The organism is Streptomyces sp. R-74717, assembly GCF_047305335.1.
Lineage (GTDB): Bacteria > Actinomycetota > Actinomycetes > Streptomycetales > Streptomycetaceae > Streptomyces > Streptomyces atratus.
Map to the genome: position 1 here is coordinate 1,664,663 of NZ_CP102361.1, position 19,606 is coordinate 1,684,268.

The 19,606-nt window shown below is 69.6% G+C and carries 15 protein-coding genes; 4 read left to right on the plus strand and 11 right to left on the minus strand.

The features are described from left to right. Positions 1-78: 78 nt before the first annotated feature. Positions 79-1,128, plus strand: a complete 1,050-nt coding sequence (locus NRF20_RS07470; protein WP_413752263.1) for a LacI family DNA-binding transcriptional regulator — start codon at positions 79-81, stop codon at positions 1,126-1,128. Here NRF20_RS07470 and NRF20_RS07475 read toward each other — a convergent pair. Continuing rightward, complete coding sequence (locus tag NRF20_RS07475; RefSeq protein ID WP_398633766.1) at positions 1,091-2,008, minus strand: oxygenase MpaB family protein; 918 nt, start codon at positions 2,006-2,008, stop codon at positions 1,091-1,093. The genes NRF20_RS07470 and NRF20_RS07475 overlap by 38 nt on opposite strands. Positions 2,009-2,298: 290 nt before the next feature. Here NRF20_RS07475 and NRF20_RS07480 point away from each other — a divergent pair, with 290 nt between their 5' ends. After that, positions 2,299-3,249 carry an oxygenase MpaB family protein gene (locus tag NRF20_RS07480; RefSeq protein ID WP_413752264.1) on the plus strand — a complete coding sequence of 317 codons (951 nt, stop codon included), beginning with the start codon at positions 2,299-2,301 and terminating at the stop codon, positions 3,247-3,249. A 163-nt stretch (positions 3,250-3,412) separates the two neighbouring features. Here NRF20_RS07480 and NRF20_RS07485 read toward each other — a convergent pair whose 3' ends face one another. From NRF20_RS07485 to NRF20_RS07500, 4 genes are all read right to left on the minus strand, one after another. After that, positions 3,413-4,045 (minus strand): TetR/AcrR family transcriptional regulator, encoded by a 633-nt coding sequence (locus tag NRF20_RS07485; protein WP_398633768.1) that lies wholly within the window; start codon positions 4,043-4,045, stop codon positions 3,413-3,415. 631 nt (positions 4,046-4,676) lie between these two features. After that, complete coding sequence (locus tag NRF20_RS07490) at positions 4,677-5,993, minus strand: MFS transporter (RefSeq protein WP_413752265.1); 1,317 nt, start codon at positions 5,991-5,993, stop codon at positions 4,677-4,679. A 547-nt stretch (positions 5,994-6,540) separates the two neighbouring features. Next, positions 6,541-7,017, minus strand: a complete 477-nt coding sequence (locus NRF20_RS07495) for a macro domain-containing protein (protein WP_413752266.1) — start codon at positions 7,015-7,017, stop codon at positions 6,541-6,543. Positions 7,018-7,061: 44 nt separating this feature from the next. Then, positions 7,062-8,897, minus strand: a complete 1,836-nt coding sequence (locus tag NRF20_RS07500; protein ID WP_413752267.1) for an AMP-dependent synthetase/ligase — start codon at positions 8,895-8,897, stop codon at positions 7,062-7,064. 167 nt (positions 8,898-9,064) lie between these two features. On the opposite strand from NRF20_RS07500, the gene NRF20_RS07505 reads away from it, so the two are divergent. Further along, positions 9,065-9,796 carry a MerR family transcriptional regulator gene (locus tag NRF20_RS07505; protein WP_398633773.1) on the plus strand — a complete coding sequence of 244 codons (732 nt, stop codon included), beginning with the start codon at positions 9,065-9,067 and terminating at the stop codon, positions 9,794-9,796. Between the two features lie 21 nt (positions 9,797-9,817). Here the strand turns inward: NRF20_RS07505 and NRF20_RS07510 are convergent, their stop codons facing one another. The 5 genes from NRF20_RS07510 to NRF20_RS07530 are packed head-to-tail and all read right to left on the minus strand — an operon-like array spanning position 9,818 to position 16,599. Next, the gene (locus tag NRF20_RS07510) at positions 9,818-11,989 is read right to left on the minus strand and encodes a 3-hydroxyacyl-CoA dehydrogenase NAD-binding domain-containing protein (protein ID WP_413752268.1); all 2,172 of its coding nucleotides are present in this window, start codon (positions 11,987-11,989) and stop codon (positions 9,818-9,820) included. 38 nt (positions 11,990-12,027) lie between these two features. Further along, a complete protein-coding gene (locus NRF20_RS07515; RefSeq protein ID WP_413752269.1) occupies positions 12,028-13,242 on the minus strand; it encodes an acetyl-CoA C-acetyltransferase in 1,215 nt (404 codons plus the stop codon). 36 nt (positions 13,243-13,278) lie between these two features. Continuing rightward, positions 13,279-14,421: an acyl-CoA dehydrogenase family protein gene (locus NRF20_RS07520; protein ID WP_413752270.1), complete on the minus strand. Its 1,143-nt coding sequence runs from the start codon at positions 14,419-14,421 to the stop codon at positions 13,279-13,281. Positions 14,422-14,431: 10 nt separating this feature from the next. Further along, complete coding sequence (locus NRF20_RS07525; RefSeq protein WP_398633776.1) at positions 14,432-15,457, minus strand: LLM class F420-dependent oxidoreductase; 1,026 nt, start codon at positions 15,455-15,457, stop codon at positions 14,432-14,434. Next, on the minus strand, positions 15,457-16,599 hold the full coding sequence (locus tag NRF20_RS07530) for a CaiB/BaiF CoA transferase family protein (RefSeq protein ID WP_398633777.1): 1,143 nt from the start codon (positions 16,597-16,599) through the stop codon (positions 15,457-15,459). Before NRF20_RS07530 ends, NRF20_RS07525 begins: the two co-directional genes overlap by 1 nt. A gap of 204 nt (positions 16,600-16,803) precedes the next feature. Between NRF20_RS07530 and NRF20_RS07535 the strand changes: the two genes are divergently transcribed. Next, positions 16,804-17,994 (plus strand): saccharopine dehydrogenase family protein, encoded by a 1,191-nt coding sequence (locus NRF20_RS07535; protein ID WP_398633778.1) that lies wholly within the window; start codon positions 16,804-16,806, stop codon positions 17,992-17,994. Between the two features lie 280 nt (positions 17,995-18,274). On the opposite strand, the gene NRF20_RS07540 is transcribed toward NRF20_RS07535, so the two are convergent. Next, a complete protein-coding gene (locus NRF20_RS07540; protein ID WP_398633779.1) occupies positions 18,275-19,573 on the minus strand; it encodes an erythromycin esterase family protein in 1,299 nt (432 codons plus the stop codon). Positions 19,574-19,606: the final 33 nt, after the last annotated feature.

Genomic DNA, 19,606 nt, shown 5'->3' on the forward strand with positions numbered 1-19,606 from the left:
GTTAGGCTGATGGCGTCGGTGCTGTCCGGCCGGCCCCGGCCGCATCCGGCCCGATCCCGCGCGTACGAGGAGCGTCCCTTGCCCGGCCCGACCCCCGATTCCTCTCGCGATGTCCGCCCCACACTGGAAGCCGTGGCGGCCCTCGCCGGGGTCTCACGGGCGACGGCCTCCCGGGTGGTGAACGGCGGGGCGGGGGTGCGGAAGCCGCTCGTGGAACAGGTACGCAAGGCGGTCGACGAGCTCGGCTACGTTCCGAACCACGCCGCGCGGACCCTGGTCACCCGGCGCAACGGCGCGGTCGCCGTGATCATCGACGAGCCGGAGTTCCGGATCTTCTCCGACCCGTTCTTCTCCCAGCAGGTCCGCGGCATCAGCCGTGAACTGAACGTGTACGACGCCCAGTTGGTACTGCTCCTGGTGGAGGGCAGCGGGGACTTCGACCGGGTCGCCCGCTACCTGGCGGGCGGCCATGTGGACGGCGTACTGGCGTTCTCGCTGCACATGGACGACGAGCTCCCTTCCATCATCCGCCGGTTCCGGGTGCCCACGGTCTACGGCGGCCGCCCCGGCCGGCCGGGTGCTGCGTCCGAACTGGCCGTTCCCTACGTCGACTGCGACAACCGGGGCGGCGCAGCCGAGGCCGTACGCCATCTCGTCTCCCTCGGCCGTCGGCGGATCGCGCACATCGCCGGACCGGGCGACCAGACTTCGGCACTCGACCGGATCGACGGCTACCGCGATGTGCTGCCCGAAGGCGATCCGGCACTGCTCGCGGAAGGCGACTTCACCGTCGAGGGCGGCGCACGGGCGATGACGCAACTCCTTGAGCGCCACCCCGATCTGGACGCGGTCTTCGCCGCCAACGACCTGATGGCGTCGGGCGCCCTGCGGGTGCTGCGTGAGCGTGGCCGCAGGGTGCCGGAGGAGGTGGCCCTGGTCGGCTTCGACGACATGGTGTCGATAGCCGAGACCACCGAGCCCCCACTGACGACGGTCCGTCAGGACATCGAGGGAATGGGAAGGTTGATGGTGCGGATGCTGATGCGGCGGCTGAACGGCGAGGACGAGGGTGACGAGGTCGAATCGGTGATCACGCCGACCCGGCTGGTGCACCGGGCTTCCGCCTGAGCTTCCCGTCGCCCCGGACGGCCTCGCGATGCGCCGCCCGTGCCCTGCGCGCGTACGGCAGATAGCGCAGCCGCTCGGGCAGCACGGGCACGACGCGCCGCACCACCCCGCACAGCCGCCGCAGCTTCCGCTCCTGCGCATCCGTCCACTCCAGCCCGATCGCCGCCCGTGCGTCCGGCGGCATCAGCCCGATGGTCACGAAGCGGCGGAACCGGGCCAGCGGCGGGAGCAGCACCGGCCACAGCGCCTTCAGCAGCAGCCGGACGGGCAGCGCCCCACGGTCCGGCGGCGGTACGGGGCGGTCGGTGGCGATCAGGTCCTCGACGACGACGGTCAGCTCGATCTCGTCGGCCAGCACCTTTCGGAAGTACGGCCAGAACTCCTCGATCGTCTGCGGCATGTCCCGGTCGTGAATGCCGAGAATCCTGCCCACCTGGAGCCACTCCCGGTACAGGGCCCGTTCCTGGGCGTCGGTGAGCGGCCGGACGAGATAGCGCGCGGCGTGCTGGTAGACGGGGAAGCCCGTGGCGTGCACCCACGCATAGTTCGCGGGGGACAACGCATGGTAACGGCGCCCCCGGGTGTCGGTGCCCTGGATGGTGCGGTGCAGCGTGCGGAGCCTGCGGCCTTCCTCGGCGGCCGCCTCACCCCCGTACACCCATAGCTGGAGCGATCTCAGGGACCTCTCGCCGCGCCCCCACGGGTCCGTACGGAAGACGGAGTGTTCGTCGACGCCCGCACCGACGGCCGGGTGTGCGACCTGGAGAGTGAGGGCGGCGGGCAGCATCAGGAGGGCGCGGATGTCGCCGGAGAGGCTCCAGAGCACACCGCCGGGCGGCGGCGGGACGGGAGTGTCACCTCTGGCTGCTTCGGTGTTCATGCGGTGCTCCCGGCGGTCGGCGGGGCGTGCGGCTCGATGCCCGACCCTTGTGTGATCCAGTATGCGATCGCTTCCGGTCCGGTGCGCACAGGCCCCCGGGATGCCTTCTTCGTCGCTTGCGCGTTGACGGTGTTGACGCAACCGATGAAACAAGTCGATAGTATTTGTATCTTTGATTCCTTGGATGCGATGAACCGTCAGATTCCTTGGAGATCAAGGCAGTTGAACAAAAGGGGAGACGAAAGAGGCAGGGCTCGCACGAAATCGGCACACGGACAGGAGGGCGCACCATGGGCCGCTACAGCCGTCTGCGCGAGATCCGCCGGATGGATCCCGCGCGCGATTACGCCGAGATCCTCCGGCTGATCTCGCAGTACGAGTTCCCCTGGGACTACCGGCAGGGCGTGAGCGTCGCATTCCTGCGCGACTACGGAGTCCCCCGGATCTCCGTGCTCCTCGACCGCACCCAGGAGTTCGAGCGGTCCGGGCAGAAGCGGTACGACGACACGGTGCTGTTCGGGTACGAGATGGCCGCGGACGGCTTCGACTCGGAGCGCGGCCGGGCCGCGGCACGTCATCTCAATCGGATCCACGGCAAGTACCGCATCCCGAACGAGGACTTCCTCTATGTCCTCGCGACGACGGTCGTGGGCCCGAAACGCTGGATCGACCGGTTCGGCTGGCGCCGGCTGTGCACGCAGGAGGTCCAGGCACTGGCGGAGGTCGGCCGGAAGATGGCAGCGATGATGGGCATCGAGGGGGCTCCCGAGTCGTACGACGGGTTCGAGCGGCTCCTCGACTCGTACGAGGAGCGGATGTTCGCGTACGACCCGGCCAACCGAAGGGTTGCGAACGCCACGTTCCGGATCATGGCCGGCTGGTATCCGCGACCGTTGCGCCCCCTCGTGGCGCGGTTCTCACTCGCCGTGCTGGACAAGCGGCTGCTCGCGGCGCTGGGCTTCCGTCCGCAGCCGCACTGGGTGCGGTCGTCGGCCGCGGCAGCTCTGCGGCTGCGTGCGCGTTGCATACGGTGGCTGCCGGCCCGGCCGCACTGGCTTCCCTCGCGCCCGCAGCCTCGTTCGTACCCCTTCGGCTGGCGGCTCGACGATCTCGGCCCGCACTGGGCGCGCAGCCGTCCCCTGGAGCCCCTGCCCGACGAGGCGGGCCCCTTCCCCACCACCGACGACTCCAGAACGATTCTTTCGGATCATCCGAGGGCCCGGCCGACGACGGACGCGTAAGGCCGCCGAGACCCGCTCGGCGGTCGACCCGGGGGCGGCGCTGGTACCGCGCGCGCGGAGACCGCGGTGGATCCGGAGTTGCATTCCTCCCCGCACGTCAGGATACGCAGGCACAAAGCGCCACGTGATCAGCCGGTTCCGGCTGTGATCCGGACGAAGCGGCCTAGCCCGCGGCAAGCAGCGGCACCAGATATCGGCGTGCGAACGCCCGCACCTGCGCGTCGTCGTCGAGCTCGAAACAGCTGACGGGGTTGAGGAGGAAAGAGACCGTGATCCGCACCATCAGCTCGGCAATCGGTGTCGGATCGCTCACCGGCCGGCCTTCCGCACGCCGGGCATGGCGCAGCCGGTCGGCCAGGTACTCACGGATGGCGAGGAAGGCCGGCCCGCTCTCCAGGGTCAGAAAGGGAAGCATGATCTCGGGCTCCAGCCTCAACAGCCCGCCGATGAGCGGATGTTCACGAATGTGCCCGAGGACGGCGGCGAAACCCTCGACCAGTCGGTCCTCCGTCGTGGGCAGTGCGGCAACCGCATCGTCGACTTCCACGACGAAGCGCCGGTACTCGCGCAGCAGACAGGCCGAGACCAAGCTGTCCTTGTTGCCGATCCGCCGGTACACGGTGACCCGCGAGACCCTGGCGCGTTTGGCGACGTCATCGACGGTCGAACGGCGCAGCCCGAAGGTCATGAACTGCTCACGCGCGGCGTCGAGGATCTGCTCGCTCAGCGCGTCGGACGGCGGCGTCTCGCTGAGCGCCCGAGCCAGCAGCGTCTCGCTCGTTCTCCGTGCCGCCATGGGCCCTCCCCGTTCCGCCGCTTCCACCGTTCCTAGCCAGTGTGCATGAGTGAGTCCTGGACCCACTGCTGCGTGCTGGGCGCATCCCGAACGGTGTTGGATGCGCTGGGTTGCCGCTTTCGCGTCCCGTTCGGCGGCACGTCTCTGGGGGCGTGGTCCGTTGCGGGTGGGCGGGTTCCGTCACGTCCTCGGGTGCCTGGTGGGGCCTGGGCGGTCCGATGCCCCGCACGTTCACTCCGGTCGTGTGGGGGCGGTGCCGTCCGACGCTCGTCCTGGGGCGTGAGGTGCTTCAGACGGTCCCGGACCGCCACCCCGCACGGCCCGGGCACCACGAAGGGCGCGGCCAGCTCCCGCACACCACCCACCGCAACACCCCCTCCCCCAAGACCGGACAACCACTACCCAGCCCAACGAGCACCAGCCGCCAAGGTCACCCATTCGGCCCCAGAACTACCGTTCCCGCCCCGCAAAGCCGCCGACAGGACCCACCCCTGCTCACTACAACGCACTTCAGCTCAGCAAACCGACAGCAGCTCACAACCCCCACCATAAAATCCGATACACAGTGGCCTGCCCCGTTTCTCTGTAACTCTCTCCCGCTCCAGGGCTCTCCCCTCAAGAGGGAATCTGATCAACATTCAGGAGATCGTGGGTCGGCGGCGCCTCCTGCGAGAGCCGGAAGCGCCCGTCCCAGGCGTGCAAGCGGTGATAGGGCCATCAGCACTGGGGACAGCATCATGCCTGCGGCCGTCACCAGGAGGCTGGTACGCAACCCCCACTCCTCCGCGAGGAATCCGCCGAGCAGAGAGCCGAGTGGGGTGAGCCCCATGCCGACAAACGTGATCGTCGCGGCCGCACGGCCTTGCATCCCGTCCGGAGTGACCGCCTGCCGGACGGCCATGACCGTGACAGTCACCAACTGGCCGCCAGTCCCGAACACGAAGTTGACCGCAAGGAGCGCGGGAACCGTCACCACAGAGGAGCGGTGCAGCGCGGGCACACACAGGAACGCGCCGTCGCCGAGTGCCGCCGCGGACACGAGCACCGTGCCATGACCGAACCGGCTCGGCAGGCGGGCGGCCAGCAGCGAGCCCAGGAGCGCGCCCGGCCCCGTCGCCGCGAGGGACAGCCCGACGGCGGTGCCCGACAGGTGCAGTTCCCGCGGCAGGAAAAGCAGATAGACGGTCATCATGGCCGCGAAGGAGAACTGGAAGGCGGCCGAGGCGAGGCACACGGTCCGCAGCGAGGTATCGCTGACGACAAAACGGAGGCCCTCATGAATCCGCCGCCATATGCGAGGGGGACGTTCCGAGCGCTCCGGGACCGATTCGCGGCGACGGATCCGTCGGATCGACAGGAACGACAACGCGAAGAACAGCGCGCCGGAGGCGGCAGCGATGGGCGCCGACAGTAGTGACACCAACGCACCGCCGAGGGCGGGACCGCCGATCTGCGCCGCGGACCGGCTGCCCTCGAGCGCGCTGTTACCTCGCACCAACTGATCGCGTTTCACCAGCCGTACGACAGACGCCTGGTATGCCACATCGAAGAACACTGACAGGCCCCCGACGGTGAAGGCGACCACGAGCAGCGCGGGCAGGCCGAGCCAACCGAGGAGGCCGGCCAGCGCGGCGACGCCCAGTGCCAGGGTCCGGCCGACGTCCGTCAGCACCATCACCGTGCGGGTCCGCCATCTGTCCACCCACGCGCCGACGAAGAGCGAGAGCAACAGGATCGGCGCCTGCCCCACCGCGCGGAGGACGCCCAGCTGGCCGGCACCGGCGTCGAGTGTCAGGACGGCGAAGAGCGGCAACACCAACAGACATGCGTGTTCGCCGAGTTGGGAGGCGGTCTGACCCACCCAGAGTCTGCGGAAGTCGCCATCCCGCCACAGACTTGAAGGGACAGGTCGACTGGAATCGGATACAGCGGAGGAAGCGGACGGCACGGGGATCCCTTGGATTGCCGACAACGAGGCCCGTCACCCGGCGCACAACAGGCGCACCGATGGCTCAGGCAGGGGGAAAGGCTCGCTGTGCCGCAACATCAAGGGCAGCACGCGATGACAGGCCGATCACGGCCTACAACGTCAACGCGCGCTCGGACGACCGGGCATGTCTCAGCTCCTCGTGGGTCACTCTCCGAACCCGAACACTAGCCTTCGGCGGCCAGGCAGGAAAGACGATAGATGCCGGGGCGGACGGCCAAGTGACTCGCACGCCGGGCTCACCACAGCCCGGACACGATGACCGAAGCCCCTGGGCGCCGCCAGGCCGTCACCCCACTGCAACCGACCCGCTCTGCGGGAACGTCCCGAGAAGTCGACCGCTACGCAGCCTGCGTCCTCCACCGCGAGATGTGCGCTCAGGACTCCTCGCAGGCGCGGAGCACACGAAGAACCGGCAGGGACCGGAACCGAGCAATTGCGCTGAGCGGACCGGTGCGGTCCCCCAGCAGTCGGCAGAGCTCGCCTCCGCATCCGAGCGAACAGTGCACTAGTCGAAGTCGTACACCGTCACCGCTACTCCCCGGCTCAGCAGCCGCTTCTCTATCAGCGGCTCGATCCGGGACCACTTTCCGCCCGCCAGCCCGCAGCCGATCCGCGGCATATGGACCGAAGCCCCCAGCTCGACGGCCCGGTCGGCCACGGCCCCCAACGCCGTGTCGATCGCCTCGTAGCGCACGGGTACCCCCTTGCTGCCCGTGCGCATCCCCCGCTGGCCCACCATGTTCGCCACCCAGAGGTATGGACTCACCTGGACGAACTGCGTCGCCCCCAGGGCGAAGTCGTTGCCCGCGCGCTCCCGGTGCCAGCGGCGGTAGGCCGTCTCCGGTTCGGGCCAGCGGCGCGAGACGGCCAGGACGAAGCCCTTGCCCCAGCCGCCCAGGTCGTTGCAGACATGCGCGATCAGCTTGACGCCCTTGCCCTGCGGGGCGGTGGCGTCCCCCCGTACATACGTGATCCCTGACATGACACCAGCGTAGGAGCCACCACTGACAAGCGCCCCGGGCCCGGTCAGTCCCGGCCGCCCTCCCCGTACAGCGCGTCGATCAACGCGCCGTACTTGTCGTGGATCACCCGTCGGCGCAGTTTCAGCGAGGGGGTCAGTTCGCCTGTCTCGGGGCCCCATTCCTCCGAGAGCAGCCGGTAGCGCTTGATCTGTTCCGTGCTGTTGAGCCGGGCATTGGCCGCCTCGACCGCTCGGGCGATCTCCTCCCGTACGGCCGGATGGCCGGCCTGCGCGGACGGGTCGGCGTCGATGCCGTGGGCCGCCGCCCAGGCAGGCGCCGTTTCGGAGTCCAGGACCAACAGCGCGACCAGGTAGGAGCGGCCGTCGCCGTGGACGAGGGCCTGGCCGATCAGGGGATGTTCCTTGAGGGTGTTCTCGACCAGGGCCGGTGAGACGTTCTTGCCCGTCGAGGTGACGATCATTTCCTTCTTGCGGTCCTTGAGCCAGAGATAACCGTCCTCGTCGATCCGGCCGATGTCCCCGGTCGCGAACCAGCCGTCCTTGTCGCGGGCGTCGTCCACCGTCCCGTCGGCACGCAGATAGCCCGTGAAGACCGTCTGCCCGCGCACCAGGATCTCGCCGTCCTGCGCGATCTTCAGTTCCAGGCCTTCCAGGGGCCGCCCCACCGAGCCGAGCCGGAAGGCGGACGGGCTGTTGCAGGTGCAGACCCCGACCGTCTCGGTCAGCCCCCACGCATCCATGATCACGATGCCGAAGCCGGTCCAGAAGCGGACCACGTCGAGTGGCATCGGTGCCGATGCGCTCGCCGCCCACGCCAGCCGGTCCAATCCGGCCGGCGCCAGCAGCGGGTCCAGGATCGTGGACTTGGCATGCTGGTACGCGGCTTCGAGCGCCGCCGGTGGTTGTTCGCCGCGCTCCCGGTACGCAACATGCTGCCGGGCCGTCCCGCCCGCCGCGTCGATCGCCGCACGCTGCTCCTGCGGCAGGGCGGCGAGGGCGGCCTGCAGGGAGGCTGCGAGCTTCTCCCAGACTCTCGGTACGCCGAAGAACTGGGCCGGGTGCAGGGCTCGTGCCGTGGCCGCGACGGCTGCCGGGTCGGAGCAGAGGTGGACGTGCGAGGCGCGGAAGACCGGCAGATAGATGCCGAGCATCCGCTCCGCGATATGGGCGAAGGGAAGGTAGCAGATGTGCTCGACGTGGTCGGGGAGCTCGACGACCCGGTCCAGTGCGAGGGCATTGAGGACCACGCTGCGGTGGGTGATCGGGACCGCCTTGGGATCGCCGGTCGTGCCGGACGTGTAGACGACGGTGAGCAGGTCGTCGGCGCGGGACTCCCGCCAGGCCTTCTCGAACACGTCGGGCCGGTGCAGGCGGGCGCCCGTGGCCTGCAATGATCCGTAGGCACGGTGGGGTCCGGCCTCGGCCGCCTCCACGACGACCAGCTTCTCCAGCCGTACGGTGTCCTCCGCGAGCAGCGGCTCCCAGCGTTCCCGTTCGCGGCTGCCCTCGACGATCGCGAACCGGGCGCGGCTGTGCCGGGCGATGTGTGCGATCTGTTCGGGGGCCGCGGTGCCGTACACACTGACGGGGACTGCCCCCAGGTGGGTGAGGGCCAGGTCGGACAGCCAGTGTTCGGGCCGGTTGCCCATCATCATGAGGACCTGTTCGCCGCGCTCCACACCGAGTGCGCTGTACCCGGTGGCGAGTACGGCGGTCCTGCGCCATACCTCCTGCCAGGTGAGGGTCGTCCATTCCGTTCCGTCGCCGCCGGCGCGCCAGGAGAGCGCCGGACGGTCGCCGTGGTCCTCGGCGTTGCGCAGGAGCAGAGCGGGCAGGGTGAGTTGCCCGGGTTCCGCGGGGAGTCGCAGGATCGTGGTCACGGCCGCCTCCTGTCACCATCGGCCGGACCGTGCGGGTCCGTACCGGAGTGGGACTGCGCTTGGATGCTGCCGGACACTTTCACAACAGTGGTGAGACAGCAATACTGTTGAACCTGATTGGTGCAGACGCAGCAGTTCGCCGCTGGGTCGGAACGCGAGGAGCAGACATGGCGACCGGGACCGAGGACCCGACGCTCACCGTCGACGAACTGGCGGCGCGCGCCGGTGTCACCGTACGCACCGTGCGTTTCTACAGCACTCGGGGTCTGCTGCCGCCTCCGGTGATCGGGCCGCGTCGCGTCGGGCACTACGGGCATGAGCATCTGTCCCGGCTCGCGCTCATCGAGGAGCTCCAGCACCAGGGCATGACGCTGGCCGCGATCGAACGCTATCTGGAGCAGCTGCCGCCGGATGTGAGCGCACACGATCTGGCGATCCACCGGGCGCTGGTGGCGTCCTGGGCGCCGGATTCGGCGGAGGACGCGACGCGGGCGGAGCTGGAGCGGCGTGCGGGGCGGGCGCTGACCGAACAGGACATAGCGCGGCTGGCAGCCATGGGGGTGCTGGAGCGTGCGGAGCCGGCCGATGGCAGCTACCGGGTGGACCCGGGGCTGCTGCGGCTCGGGGTCGAGCTGCTCGGTGTACCGATCGCGCACGAGACGATTCTGGCCGCGCGCACGGTCCTGCTGGAGCACTCCCGGTCCGCCGCGCAGGAGCTGACCCGGCTGTTCCGGGACGAGGTGTGGAATCCGTACGGGGAGCGGGAGTCGGACCCGGAGCATGTGGCGGCGATGAAGTCGCTGTCGGCCGATATGCAGCCGATGGTGGTGCAGGCGCTGGTGACCGCGTTCCAGCGGTCGCTGAAGGAGGAGCTGCGGGCCGCGTTCACGGCTCGGTGAACGCGGCCCGCAGGGTCGGCGTCAGTCGTGGAAGGTCTCGCCCTTCTCCGCCTTCTCCACGAGCAGCGCGGGCGGCAGGAAGCGCTCGCCGTACCGCTCCGCGAGCTCCCGGGCGCGTGCCACGAAGCCGGGCAGGCCGCCCTCGTAACCGTTGATGTACTGGAGTACGCCGCCGGTCCACGGCGGGAAGCCGATGCCCATGATGGAGCCGATGTTGGCGTCGGCGACGGAGATGAGGACGTTCTCCTCCAGGCAGCGGACGCTGTCCAGTGCCTCGGAGAACAGCATCCGCTCCTTCATGTCGATGAAGGGGATGCCGGTGTCGGGCCTCGTGAAGTGCTCACGCAGCCCGGGCCAGAGACGGGTGCGCTTGCCGGCCTCGTCGTACTCGTAGAAGCCCGCGCCGCCGCTGCGTCCCGGGCGGCCGAACTCGTCGACCATCCGGTCGATGACCGCGTCCGCCGGGTGCCCGGCCCAGGTGCCGCCGGCCTCCTCGACGGCCCGCCTGGTCTCGTTGCGGATCTTGCGGGGCAGGGTGAGGGTCAGCTCGTCCATCAGGGAGAGCACCTTGGCCGGGTAGCCGGACTGTGCCGCGGCCTGCTCGACCGATGCGGGCTCGACGCCCTCGCCGACCATGGCGACGCCCTCGTTGATGAACTGGCCGATGACGCGCGAGGTGAAGAAGCCGCGGGAGTCGTTGACGACGATCGGCGTCTTCTTGATCCGGCGGACCAGGTCGAAGGCGCGGGCCAGGGCCTCGTCGCCGGTCTGCTCGCCCTTGATGATCTCGACCAGCGGCATCTTGTCCACGGGCGAGAAGAAGTGCAGCCCGATGAAGTCGGCGGGGCGCGAGACCCCCTCGGCGAGGACGGTGATGGGCAGGGTCGAGGTGTTGGAGCAGAGCAGGGCGTCCGGCTCGATGATGTCCTGGATCTCCTGGAACACCTTGTGCTTGAGCGCGGTGTCCTCGAAGACCGCCTCGATGACGGCGTCGCAGCCCGCCAGTTCGGCCGGGTCGCCGGTCGGGGTGATGCGGGCCAGCAGCTCGTCGCGCTCGGCCTCGGTGGTACGGCCCCGGGAGAGCGCCTTGTCGAGGAGCTTCTCGCTGTACGCCTTGCCCTTGGCCGCGGCCTGGGCGGAGATGTCCTTGAGGACGACGTCGATGCCCGCGCGGGCGCAGGAGTACGCGATGCCCGCGCCCATCATCCCGGCGCCGAGCACGGCCACCTTGCGGACCTGGCGCTCCTCGATGCCCTTGGGACGGCTGGCACCGGAGTTGACGGCCTGGAGGTCGAAGAAGAACGCCTGGATCATGTTCTTCGAGACCTGGCCGGTGACCAACTCGGTGAAGTAGCGGGCCTCGATGGTCAGCGCGGTTTCGAAGTCGACCTGCGAGCCCTCGACGGCGGCGGCCAGGATGTTGCGGGGTGCGGGCATCGGGGCGCCCGCGAGCTGCTTCTTCAGGTTGGCCGGGAAAGCGGGCAGGTTGGCGGCGAACTTCGGGTGGGACGGGGTGCCGCCGGGGATCTTGTAGCCCTTGACGTCCCAGGGCTGCTGGGATTCGGGGTGGGCGTCGATGAAGGCGCGGGCCTTGTCGAGCATCTCCTCACGGGTGGTGGCGACCTCGTGGACCAGGCCGTTCTCCAGGGCGCGCCGGGGGGTGTACTGGGTGCCCTGGAGGAGGACCTTCAGCAGTGCGTCGGCGATGCCCATGAGGCGTACGGTGCGGGTGACACCACCGCCCGCGGGCAGCAGGCCGAGGGTGACCTCGGGCAGGCCGATCCGGGAGCCGGGTGCGTCGAGGGCGACGCGGTGGTGGGAGGCGAGCGCGATCTCGTAACCGCCGCCGAGCGCCGCGCCGTTGATGGCGGCGACGACGGGGATGCCGAGGGTCTCGATGCGGCGCAGCGAGTTCTTGATGGCGGTGCCGGTGTCGAAGGCCCGCTGGGCGTTCTCCGGACCGACCTTGATCATGTCCTTGAGGTCGCCGCCCGCGAAGAAGGTCTTCTTGGCGGAGGTGTAGATGATGCCGCGGATGGAGTCCTTCTCGGCCTCGGCGCGGTCGGCGATGGCCGCGATGGAGTCCTTGAAGGCCTGGTTCATCGTGTTGGCGGACTGGTTCGGGTCGTCGAGTACGAGGGTGACGACGCCGGTCTCGTCCTGTTCCCAGCGGATGGTCGTGCTCTCGGTCATTGCTTTTCTTCTCCGTAAGCAGGGGTGGCCGGGGACGGTCAGAGACGCTCGACGACGGTGGCGATGCCCATGCCGCCGCCGACGCAGAGGGTGGCGAGGCCGTATCGCTTCTCTCGCCGTTCCAGTTCGTCGATGAGGGTGCCGAGGATCATCGCGCCGGTGGCGCCGAGCGGGTGGCCGAGCGCGATCGCGCCGCCGTTGACGTTGATCTTGTCGAGGGAGAGCCCCATGTCCTTGGCGAAGCGCAGCACGACGCCGGCGAATGCCTCGTTGATCTCGACGAGGTCGATGTCGTCGATGGTCAGCCCGGCCTTGGCGAGGGCCTTGCGGGTGGCCGGCGCGGGGCCGGTCAGCATGATGGTGGGCTCGGAGCCGGAGACGGCGGCGGAGACGATCCGGGCGCGCGGTGTGAGTCCGTACCGCTCACCGATCTCCTTGTTGCCGATCGCGACGAGCGCGGCGCCGTCGACGATGCCGGAGGAGTTGCCCGCGTGGTGGACGTGGTCGATCTTCTCGACCCAGTGGTACTTCTGCAGCGCGACCGCGTCGAAGCCGCCCATCTCACCGATCGCGGCGAAGGACGGCTTGAGCGCGGCGAGCGAGTCGGCGGTGGTGCCCGGCCGCATGTGCTCGTCGTGGTCGAGGATGACGAGGCCGTTGCGGTCCTTGACGGGGACGACGGAGCGCGCGAAGCGGCCGTCCTTCCACGCTTCGGCGGCGCGCTCCTGGGAGAGCGCGGCGAACTCGTCGACGTCACGGCGGGAGAAGCCCTCGATGGTGGCGATGAGGTCGGCGCCGACGCCCTGCGGGGCGAATCCGGTGTCGAAGTTGGTCATCGGGTCCATCGCCCAGGCACCGCCGTCGGAGCCCATCGGGACGCGGGACATCGACTCGACGCCGCCCGCGAGGATCAGGTCCTCCCAGCCCGAACGGACCTTGGCGGCGGCCAGGTTGACGGCCTCCAGGCCCGAGGCGCAGAAGCGGTTCTCCTGGACGCCTGCGACGGAGTCCGGGAGGCCGGCCGCGATGGCGGCGATCCGTGCGATGTCGGAGCCCTGGTCGCCGAGCGGGCTGACCACGCCGAGGACGATGTCGTCGATGGCCGCCGGGTCCAGGCCGGGGAAACGGCTGCGGATTTCGTGGATGAGGCCGACGACGAGGTCGATCGGCTTGGTGCCGTGCAGGGCGCCATTGGCCTTGCCGCGGCCGCGCGGGGTGCGGATCGCGTCGTAGACAAACGCTTCGGTACTCAAGACAGCAGCCTTTCGAGGGTGGTTGTGCGTCAGAGGTCAGGCGAGCAGCGAGCGGCCGATGATCTCCTTCATGATCTCGGTCGTGCCGCCGTAGATGGTCTGGATACGGCCGTCGGTGAACGCCTTCGCGACCGGATATTCCGTCATGTAGCCGTAACCGCCATGGAGTTGGAGGCAGCGGTCGGCGACGCGCTTCTGCAGCTCGGTGGCCCACCACTTGGCCATCGAGGCGTGTACGGCGTCGAGCCCACCGTCGGAGTGTTCGACGATGCACCGGTCGATGAAGGTGCGGGTGACGGTGCACTCGGTGGCCATCTCGGCGATCTCGAACCGGATGTGCTGGAGCTTGGAGAGCGGCCGCCCGAAGGCCTCGCGCTCCTTGACGTACTGCGTGGTGATCTCGAGCAGATGTTCGGCGGCGGCGATTCCGGCGACCGCTATGCCGATGCGCTCCTGCGCCAGGTTGGTCATCAGATGGATGAAGGCGCCGTCCCGCTCGCCGAGCAGATTCTCCTTGGGAACACGGACGTCGTTGAAGAACAACTCGGCGGTGTCCTGGGCCTTCTGGCCGATCTTGTCGAGATTGCGGCCCCGCTCGAAACCCTCCGCGCCGCGTTCGACAACGATCAGCGAGAGCCCCTTCGCGCCTCCCTCCGGAGTTGTCTTCGCCACGACGACCACCAGGTCGGCGAGGATGCCGTTGGAGATGAACGTCTTGGAGCCGTTGAGCAGCCAGTGGTCGCCCTTGTCCTTAGCGGTGGTGCGGATTCCCTGGAGGTCGGAGCCCGCGCCGGGTTCGGTCATGGCGATGGCGGTGATGATCCCGCCGCTGCAGAAGCCGGGCAGCCAGCGCCGCTTCTGCTCGTCGGTGCCGAGGCCGGTGAGGTAGGGGCCGATGATGTCGTTGTGCAGCCCGAGTGCGAGTCCGGGGGCGCCGGCCCGGGTGAACTCCTCGGCGAGGACGGCGCTGTAGCGGTAGTCGGTGTTGCCGCCGCCTCCGTACTCCTCGGGTACGGCGAGGCCGAGCAGTCCCTGCCGGCCGGCCGCGAGCCAGGCCTCGCGCGAGACGATGCCGTCCTTCTCCCACTGTTCGTAGTGGGGGAGGACCTCCTTGGTGAGGAAGGTGCGGACGGTCTCGCGGAACGCGTCGTGCTCTTCGGTGAAGATCTGCCGCTGCACTGCGAGCCTCCTAGAGCCAGTTCTTGACGGTGGAGATCAGCCGGGCCGGTTCGGCGCCGACGGGGGTGACGTTGAGCATCGTCACGCCGGCCTCGCGGAAGGCCTCGATGCGGTCGCGTACGTAACCCTCGGGGCCGCAGAGCGACATGAGCTCGCAGAATTCGTCCGGGACGGCTGCCTCGGCCTCCTTCTTCTTCCCGGAGAGGTAGAGCTCCTGGATGAGTGCGGCTTCCTTCTCGTATCCGTAGGCGACGGCCAGGTCGTTGTAGAAATTCTTGCCCCTGGCGCCCATGCCGCCGACGTAGAGCGCGATCTGCGGGCGTGCCAGATCCCGGAGCGCGGCGGCGTCGTCGCCGATGGCGAGGAGTCCGCCCGCGACGGTCCGGAGGGGGCCTCGTGCCGGGTCGCGCTTCGCCGCGCCTTCGGCGAGAGCCGTGCCCCACACCTGCCGGGCCTTCTCCGGGATGTAGAGCGTCGGCAGCCAGCCGTCGGCGATCTCGGCGGTCAGCCGGACATTGGCGGGGCCCAGGGAGGCGATGTAGAGCGGGATCTCCTCGCGCACCGGTCGGGTGAGGATCTTCAGCGGCTTGCCGAGCCGGCCGCCCTTCTCCTTCGGCAGCGGCATGTCGGTGATGCCGTGGTGATCGATGATCTCGCGGCGCCAGATCCGGCGGCAGAGTTCGACGGTCTCGCGGGTCCGGCCGAGCGGCTTGTCGTACGCCTTGCCGTGCCATCCCTCCACGACCTGCGGCCCGGACGCGCCGAGCCCGAGCAGCGCCCGGCCGCCGGAGATCGCGTCGAGTCCCGCACCGGTCTGGGCGATGAGGGCGGGGGTTCGGGAGTAGACGTTGAGGATGGCCGCACCGATCTTCATGCGTTCGGTACGGGCGGCCAGATAGCCCATGATCGTGGGCGAGTCGAAGCCGTACGCCTCCGCGACCCAGACGGCGTCGAGTCCGGCGGGCTCCAGCGCGGCGACCTGGTCACAGGCTTCGCGCGGGTCGCCCGCGTAGTTCAGCGGCAGGGAGAGTTCCATCAGTCGGTGGTGTCCTTCCGGGTCCTCGTGATGCTGGGTACGTCCCAGTCGGCGGCGACGGCCTCGGTGTCCGTGCCGGGCCGCGCGGGCCCGCTGCGTACGGATGCGGGGGTGGCGGAGAAGCGGGGTGCGGGGGCGGGCTGGGTGAGTCCGCCGTGCTCGACGAAGGTCGAGCGGGCGGCGATGTGCGGATGGCGGGGCGCCTCACGGAGTGAGAGGACGGGGGCGACGCAGGCGTCCGTGCCCTCGAACACCTCGGTCCACTCCGCGCGCGTTCGGGTCCTGAACCGGTCGGCGACGAGCGTGCGCAGCTCCTCCCAGCGGGCGATGTCCGCCCGGTCCGGGGCCTCGTCCTCGATGCCGAGGAGCTTGCTGAACTCGTCGTAGAACCGCTGCTCCAGCGGGCCGACCGCCATGTACTGGCCGTCGGCGGTCTCGTACGAACCGTAGAACGGGCAGCCGCCGTCCAGGAGGTTGGAACCGCGCCGGTCCTGCCAGCCGCCGGCCGCCAGCATGCCGTGGATCATCGTGGCGAGATGGGCGGCGCCGTCGACGATCGCCGCGTCCACGACCTGGCCTCCGCCGCCGGGGGTGCGGGCGTACTGGAGGGCGGCAAGGACACCGACGACGAGATAGAGCGAGCCGCCCGCGTAGTCGCCGACCAGATTGGCCGGGACGGTGGGCGGCTCACAGGGTTTGCCGATCATGGAGAGGGTGCCGGTGAGGGCAATGTAGGCGATGTCGTGTCCGGCTCGTTCGGCGAGCGGTCCGTCCTGGCCCCAGCCGGTCATCCGTCCGTAGACGAGCTGCGGATTACGGGCCAGCGCCGCGGCCGGCCCGACACCCAGGCGTTCGGCGACGCCCGGCCGGTAGCCCTCGATCAGGATGTCGGCGCGCTCGACCAGATCGAGCACCTTGGCGGCCCCGTCCTCGGCCTTGAGGTCGACGAGCACGGAGCGTTTGTTGCGGTTGGTGAGGTCGTACGCGGGGTCGATGCCGAGCCCCGGGCCGCCGGGCCGGTCGACCCTGACGACATCGGCGCCGAGGTCGGCCAGGAGCATCGCGGCGAACGGGCCGGGGCCGATGCCTGCCAGCTCGACCACGCGCACGCCTGCCAGCGGGCCGTGCTCTGTCGTTGCCATCAAACCCCCAGCGGTGTGACACAACTGATGTAACAGCGATGATGCTAAGAACGCACCGCGCTCCGCACAACCCTTTGGGCCGAGCAAGCGCTTAGTTCTTTCCCCTGGATCCTCCCCCACGATCGCCGCCCGGCCGCACAGCGCCACGAACCCCTCCGCTAACCTCTGCCTGCCACATCGGCGCCGGCCCCTGCGGAGGCACTCGTGAACAGGCAGAACGGGGCACAACGCCCCTATGACGTAGTCCTCTTCGGCGCCACCGGCTTCGTGGGCGCCCTCACCGCCGAATATCTCGCCGCCCACGCACCCACCGGCTGCCGCTGGGCCGCAGCTGGACGCAATCGGGCCAAACTGGAGCAACTACGCGAACGCCTCACCGCGATCGACCCGCGCTGCGCGGATCTCCCACTGCTGCACGCCGACGCCGAGGACGAGCACTCGCTGCGCGAACTCACCGAATCCACCCATGTGGTGGCCACGACGGTCGGCCCCTACGTCTGGTACGGCGAGCAGCTGGTCGCGGCCTGCGCCGAGGCCGGGACGGACTATGCGGACCTCACCGGCGAGGCGGAGTTCGTGGACCGGATGTATCTGGAGCACGACGCGCGGGCCCGCGAGACGGGAGCCCGGCTCGTGCACGCCTGCGGTTTCGACTCGGTACCGCACGACCTCGGGGCGTACTTCACCGTCCGGCAGCTGCCGCAGGACGTGCCGCTGACGATCGACGGGTTCGTCCGCAGCAACGCCGTCTTCTCCGGCGGTACGTTCGCCTCCGCGCTCACCGCGATGGGCCGCGGCCCTCACATGCTGCGCGCCGCGCAGGAACGCCGGCTCCATGAACCCCGTCTGGTGGCCCGCCGCGCCCGCGCCCGGCTCGGCGCCCCGCACTTCAGTACGGAGACCGGCACCTGGGCGCTGCCGCTTCCGACGCTGGACCCGCAGGTCATCGAGCGTTCGGCGCGGGTGCTCGCCCGGTACGGCCCCGACTTCCGTTACCGCCACTTCGCCTCCGTGAAGCATCTGCCCGTGGCGCTGGGCGGCACGGCCGCGATCGGCGCCCTCCTGGGTGCCGCGCAGGTACCGGCGGCGCGGTCCTGGCTGATGGACCGGTACGAGCCGGGCGATGGCCCGGACGCGGAGCGCAGGCGGCGCAGCTGGTTCACCGTGCGCTTCGTCGGCAGAGGCGGCGGGCACCGGGTCCTCACCGAGGTGTCGGGCGGCGACCCCGGCTACGACGAAACGGCGAAGATGCTCGCCGAGTCCGCGCTCTGCCTCGCCCTGGACGAACTTCCTTCGACATCGGGGCAGATCACCACGGCCGTCGCGATGGGTGACGCACTGCTGGAGCGGCTGCGCGCGGCCGGGCTGCGTTTCCGGGTCGCGGCGGCCCGCTGAGCGGACCGGCGCCCGGCTGGGTCGGCGCGGCCGTCATGCCGGTGTCCGGCCGCCCCGGGCGGGGTGGCCGGACGCCTCTCCTACCTTCTGCGGATCGGGGTCAGCGGGTCCAGCCGCAGTGCACATGGCGGCTGTGTCCGGCGTTGCCCTGGCCGAGTACCTCCTGGGCACCGTCATCTCGACCATTCGCCCCCAATCCACGTGACTTTGCCCGGGCTCCTGTCTCTGACCTCAGCCGGGTGTGCTTTCTCGGCCTCACCGCCCTGGTCACTGGCCTATCTCACGTGTTTTCGAGGTTGTCGGCCACGGTGGAGGTCGGGGTGTTGAGGATGGCGTCGAACGCGTCGAGGACGGGGGTGTGCAGGTAGGCGCTTTGTATCCGGATGCGGTCGGGGCCCGGGGCAAGGTCGGCGCTGCCGGGGGCCTCGCAGGGTGCCCGGTGAAGATTGGCCATGCTGAGCCCGAGGCCGGCATCGGCGAAGGCCGCTTCGATACTTCCCGGCTCGGGCGGCTCCAGCGCGGTGGTGTCGATGGTGAAACCGAAGCGTGCGTTCTCGTCGCGGGGCATGTCCGCGGTGTGTCCGGTGGTGCTCGTCAGGCCGAGGGCGACGTACTCGTCGCCGAGCACGCGGTGCAGGTGCTGTCCCATCGGGAACCCCGTGAGGTGGCCGTTGAAGGAGACCGGTGTTTTCTGGATGTGGGCGTTGTGAGCCGCCAGAACGACTCGGGTGCCGGGTTCGAAGCGCTCCAGGTGCCACAGGACCGACTCGGCCATGTAGATGTCCCGGGCCGAGGTGTCGGCGGTCAGCCCTTTGCCGGCGAAGAGGTCAGCCAGGGCGCGGAAGGTGTAGTCGGCGTGGCAGGCGCCTTCGAGGCGTCGCAGGGCGATGTCATAGCTCGACCGGCCGCCGCGGGAGACGTACAGCGGTTCAACGGAGCGGAAGCGGATGAGCAGCCGCACCAAGGTAGCGCTGAGGGCGTCCTGTTCGGCAGTGGACAGGCGTGCCCACGCGGGCGCGGTGTCGGCCCCCGACCCGCCGGCGAACGATTCGGCGATCCGCATCGCCGTCTGGACCGCCGGCAGGGTTTCGGGATCGGTGTGGCGCAGGTAGTCAGCGACCGGGGCCAGGGCGGGAAGCAAGGACCCACCGGCCGCCGGGATGTCGATGCCGGCGAAACGCACCGGTGGTGAGGCGGTGCGGTTGTGTCGGCGCATCCAGCGCAGCGGCTCATCGACTCCCACGGGGATCGCCGCGGCAAGGTGGGCCGACAGGTCATCGTCCATCCCCTCGCCCTGGGCCCACGCGTCAAGGAGGAACCCTTCGCTGAAGCCGTATTCGAAGGCCAGGACGGTGAAGCCGCAACGCTCGACCAGGAACCGCAGGATGCGCCGGCGCATGGCTGCGAACTCGTTGATGAAGTGGGAACTCTCGCCGATCGCGACCACGCGGGCTTCGCCAGCGATGTCGCGCAGCGGCTCCAGGTCATCGAGCGGCGCCGCGGGGTCGAGGTGGGTGAGCGGGACGGCATGGGCGCGAAGCCAGTCGGCGAACGGGTTGTGGTGGGACGTAGCAGGCATGCTGACAGCTCGATTCTCGGTGCTGGAATGTGA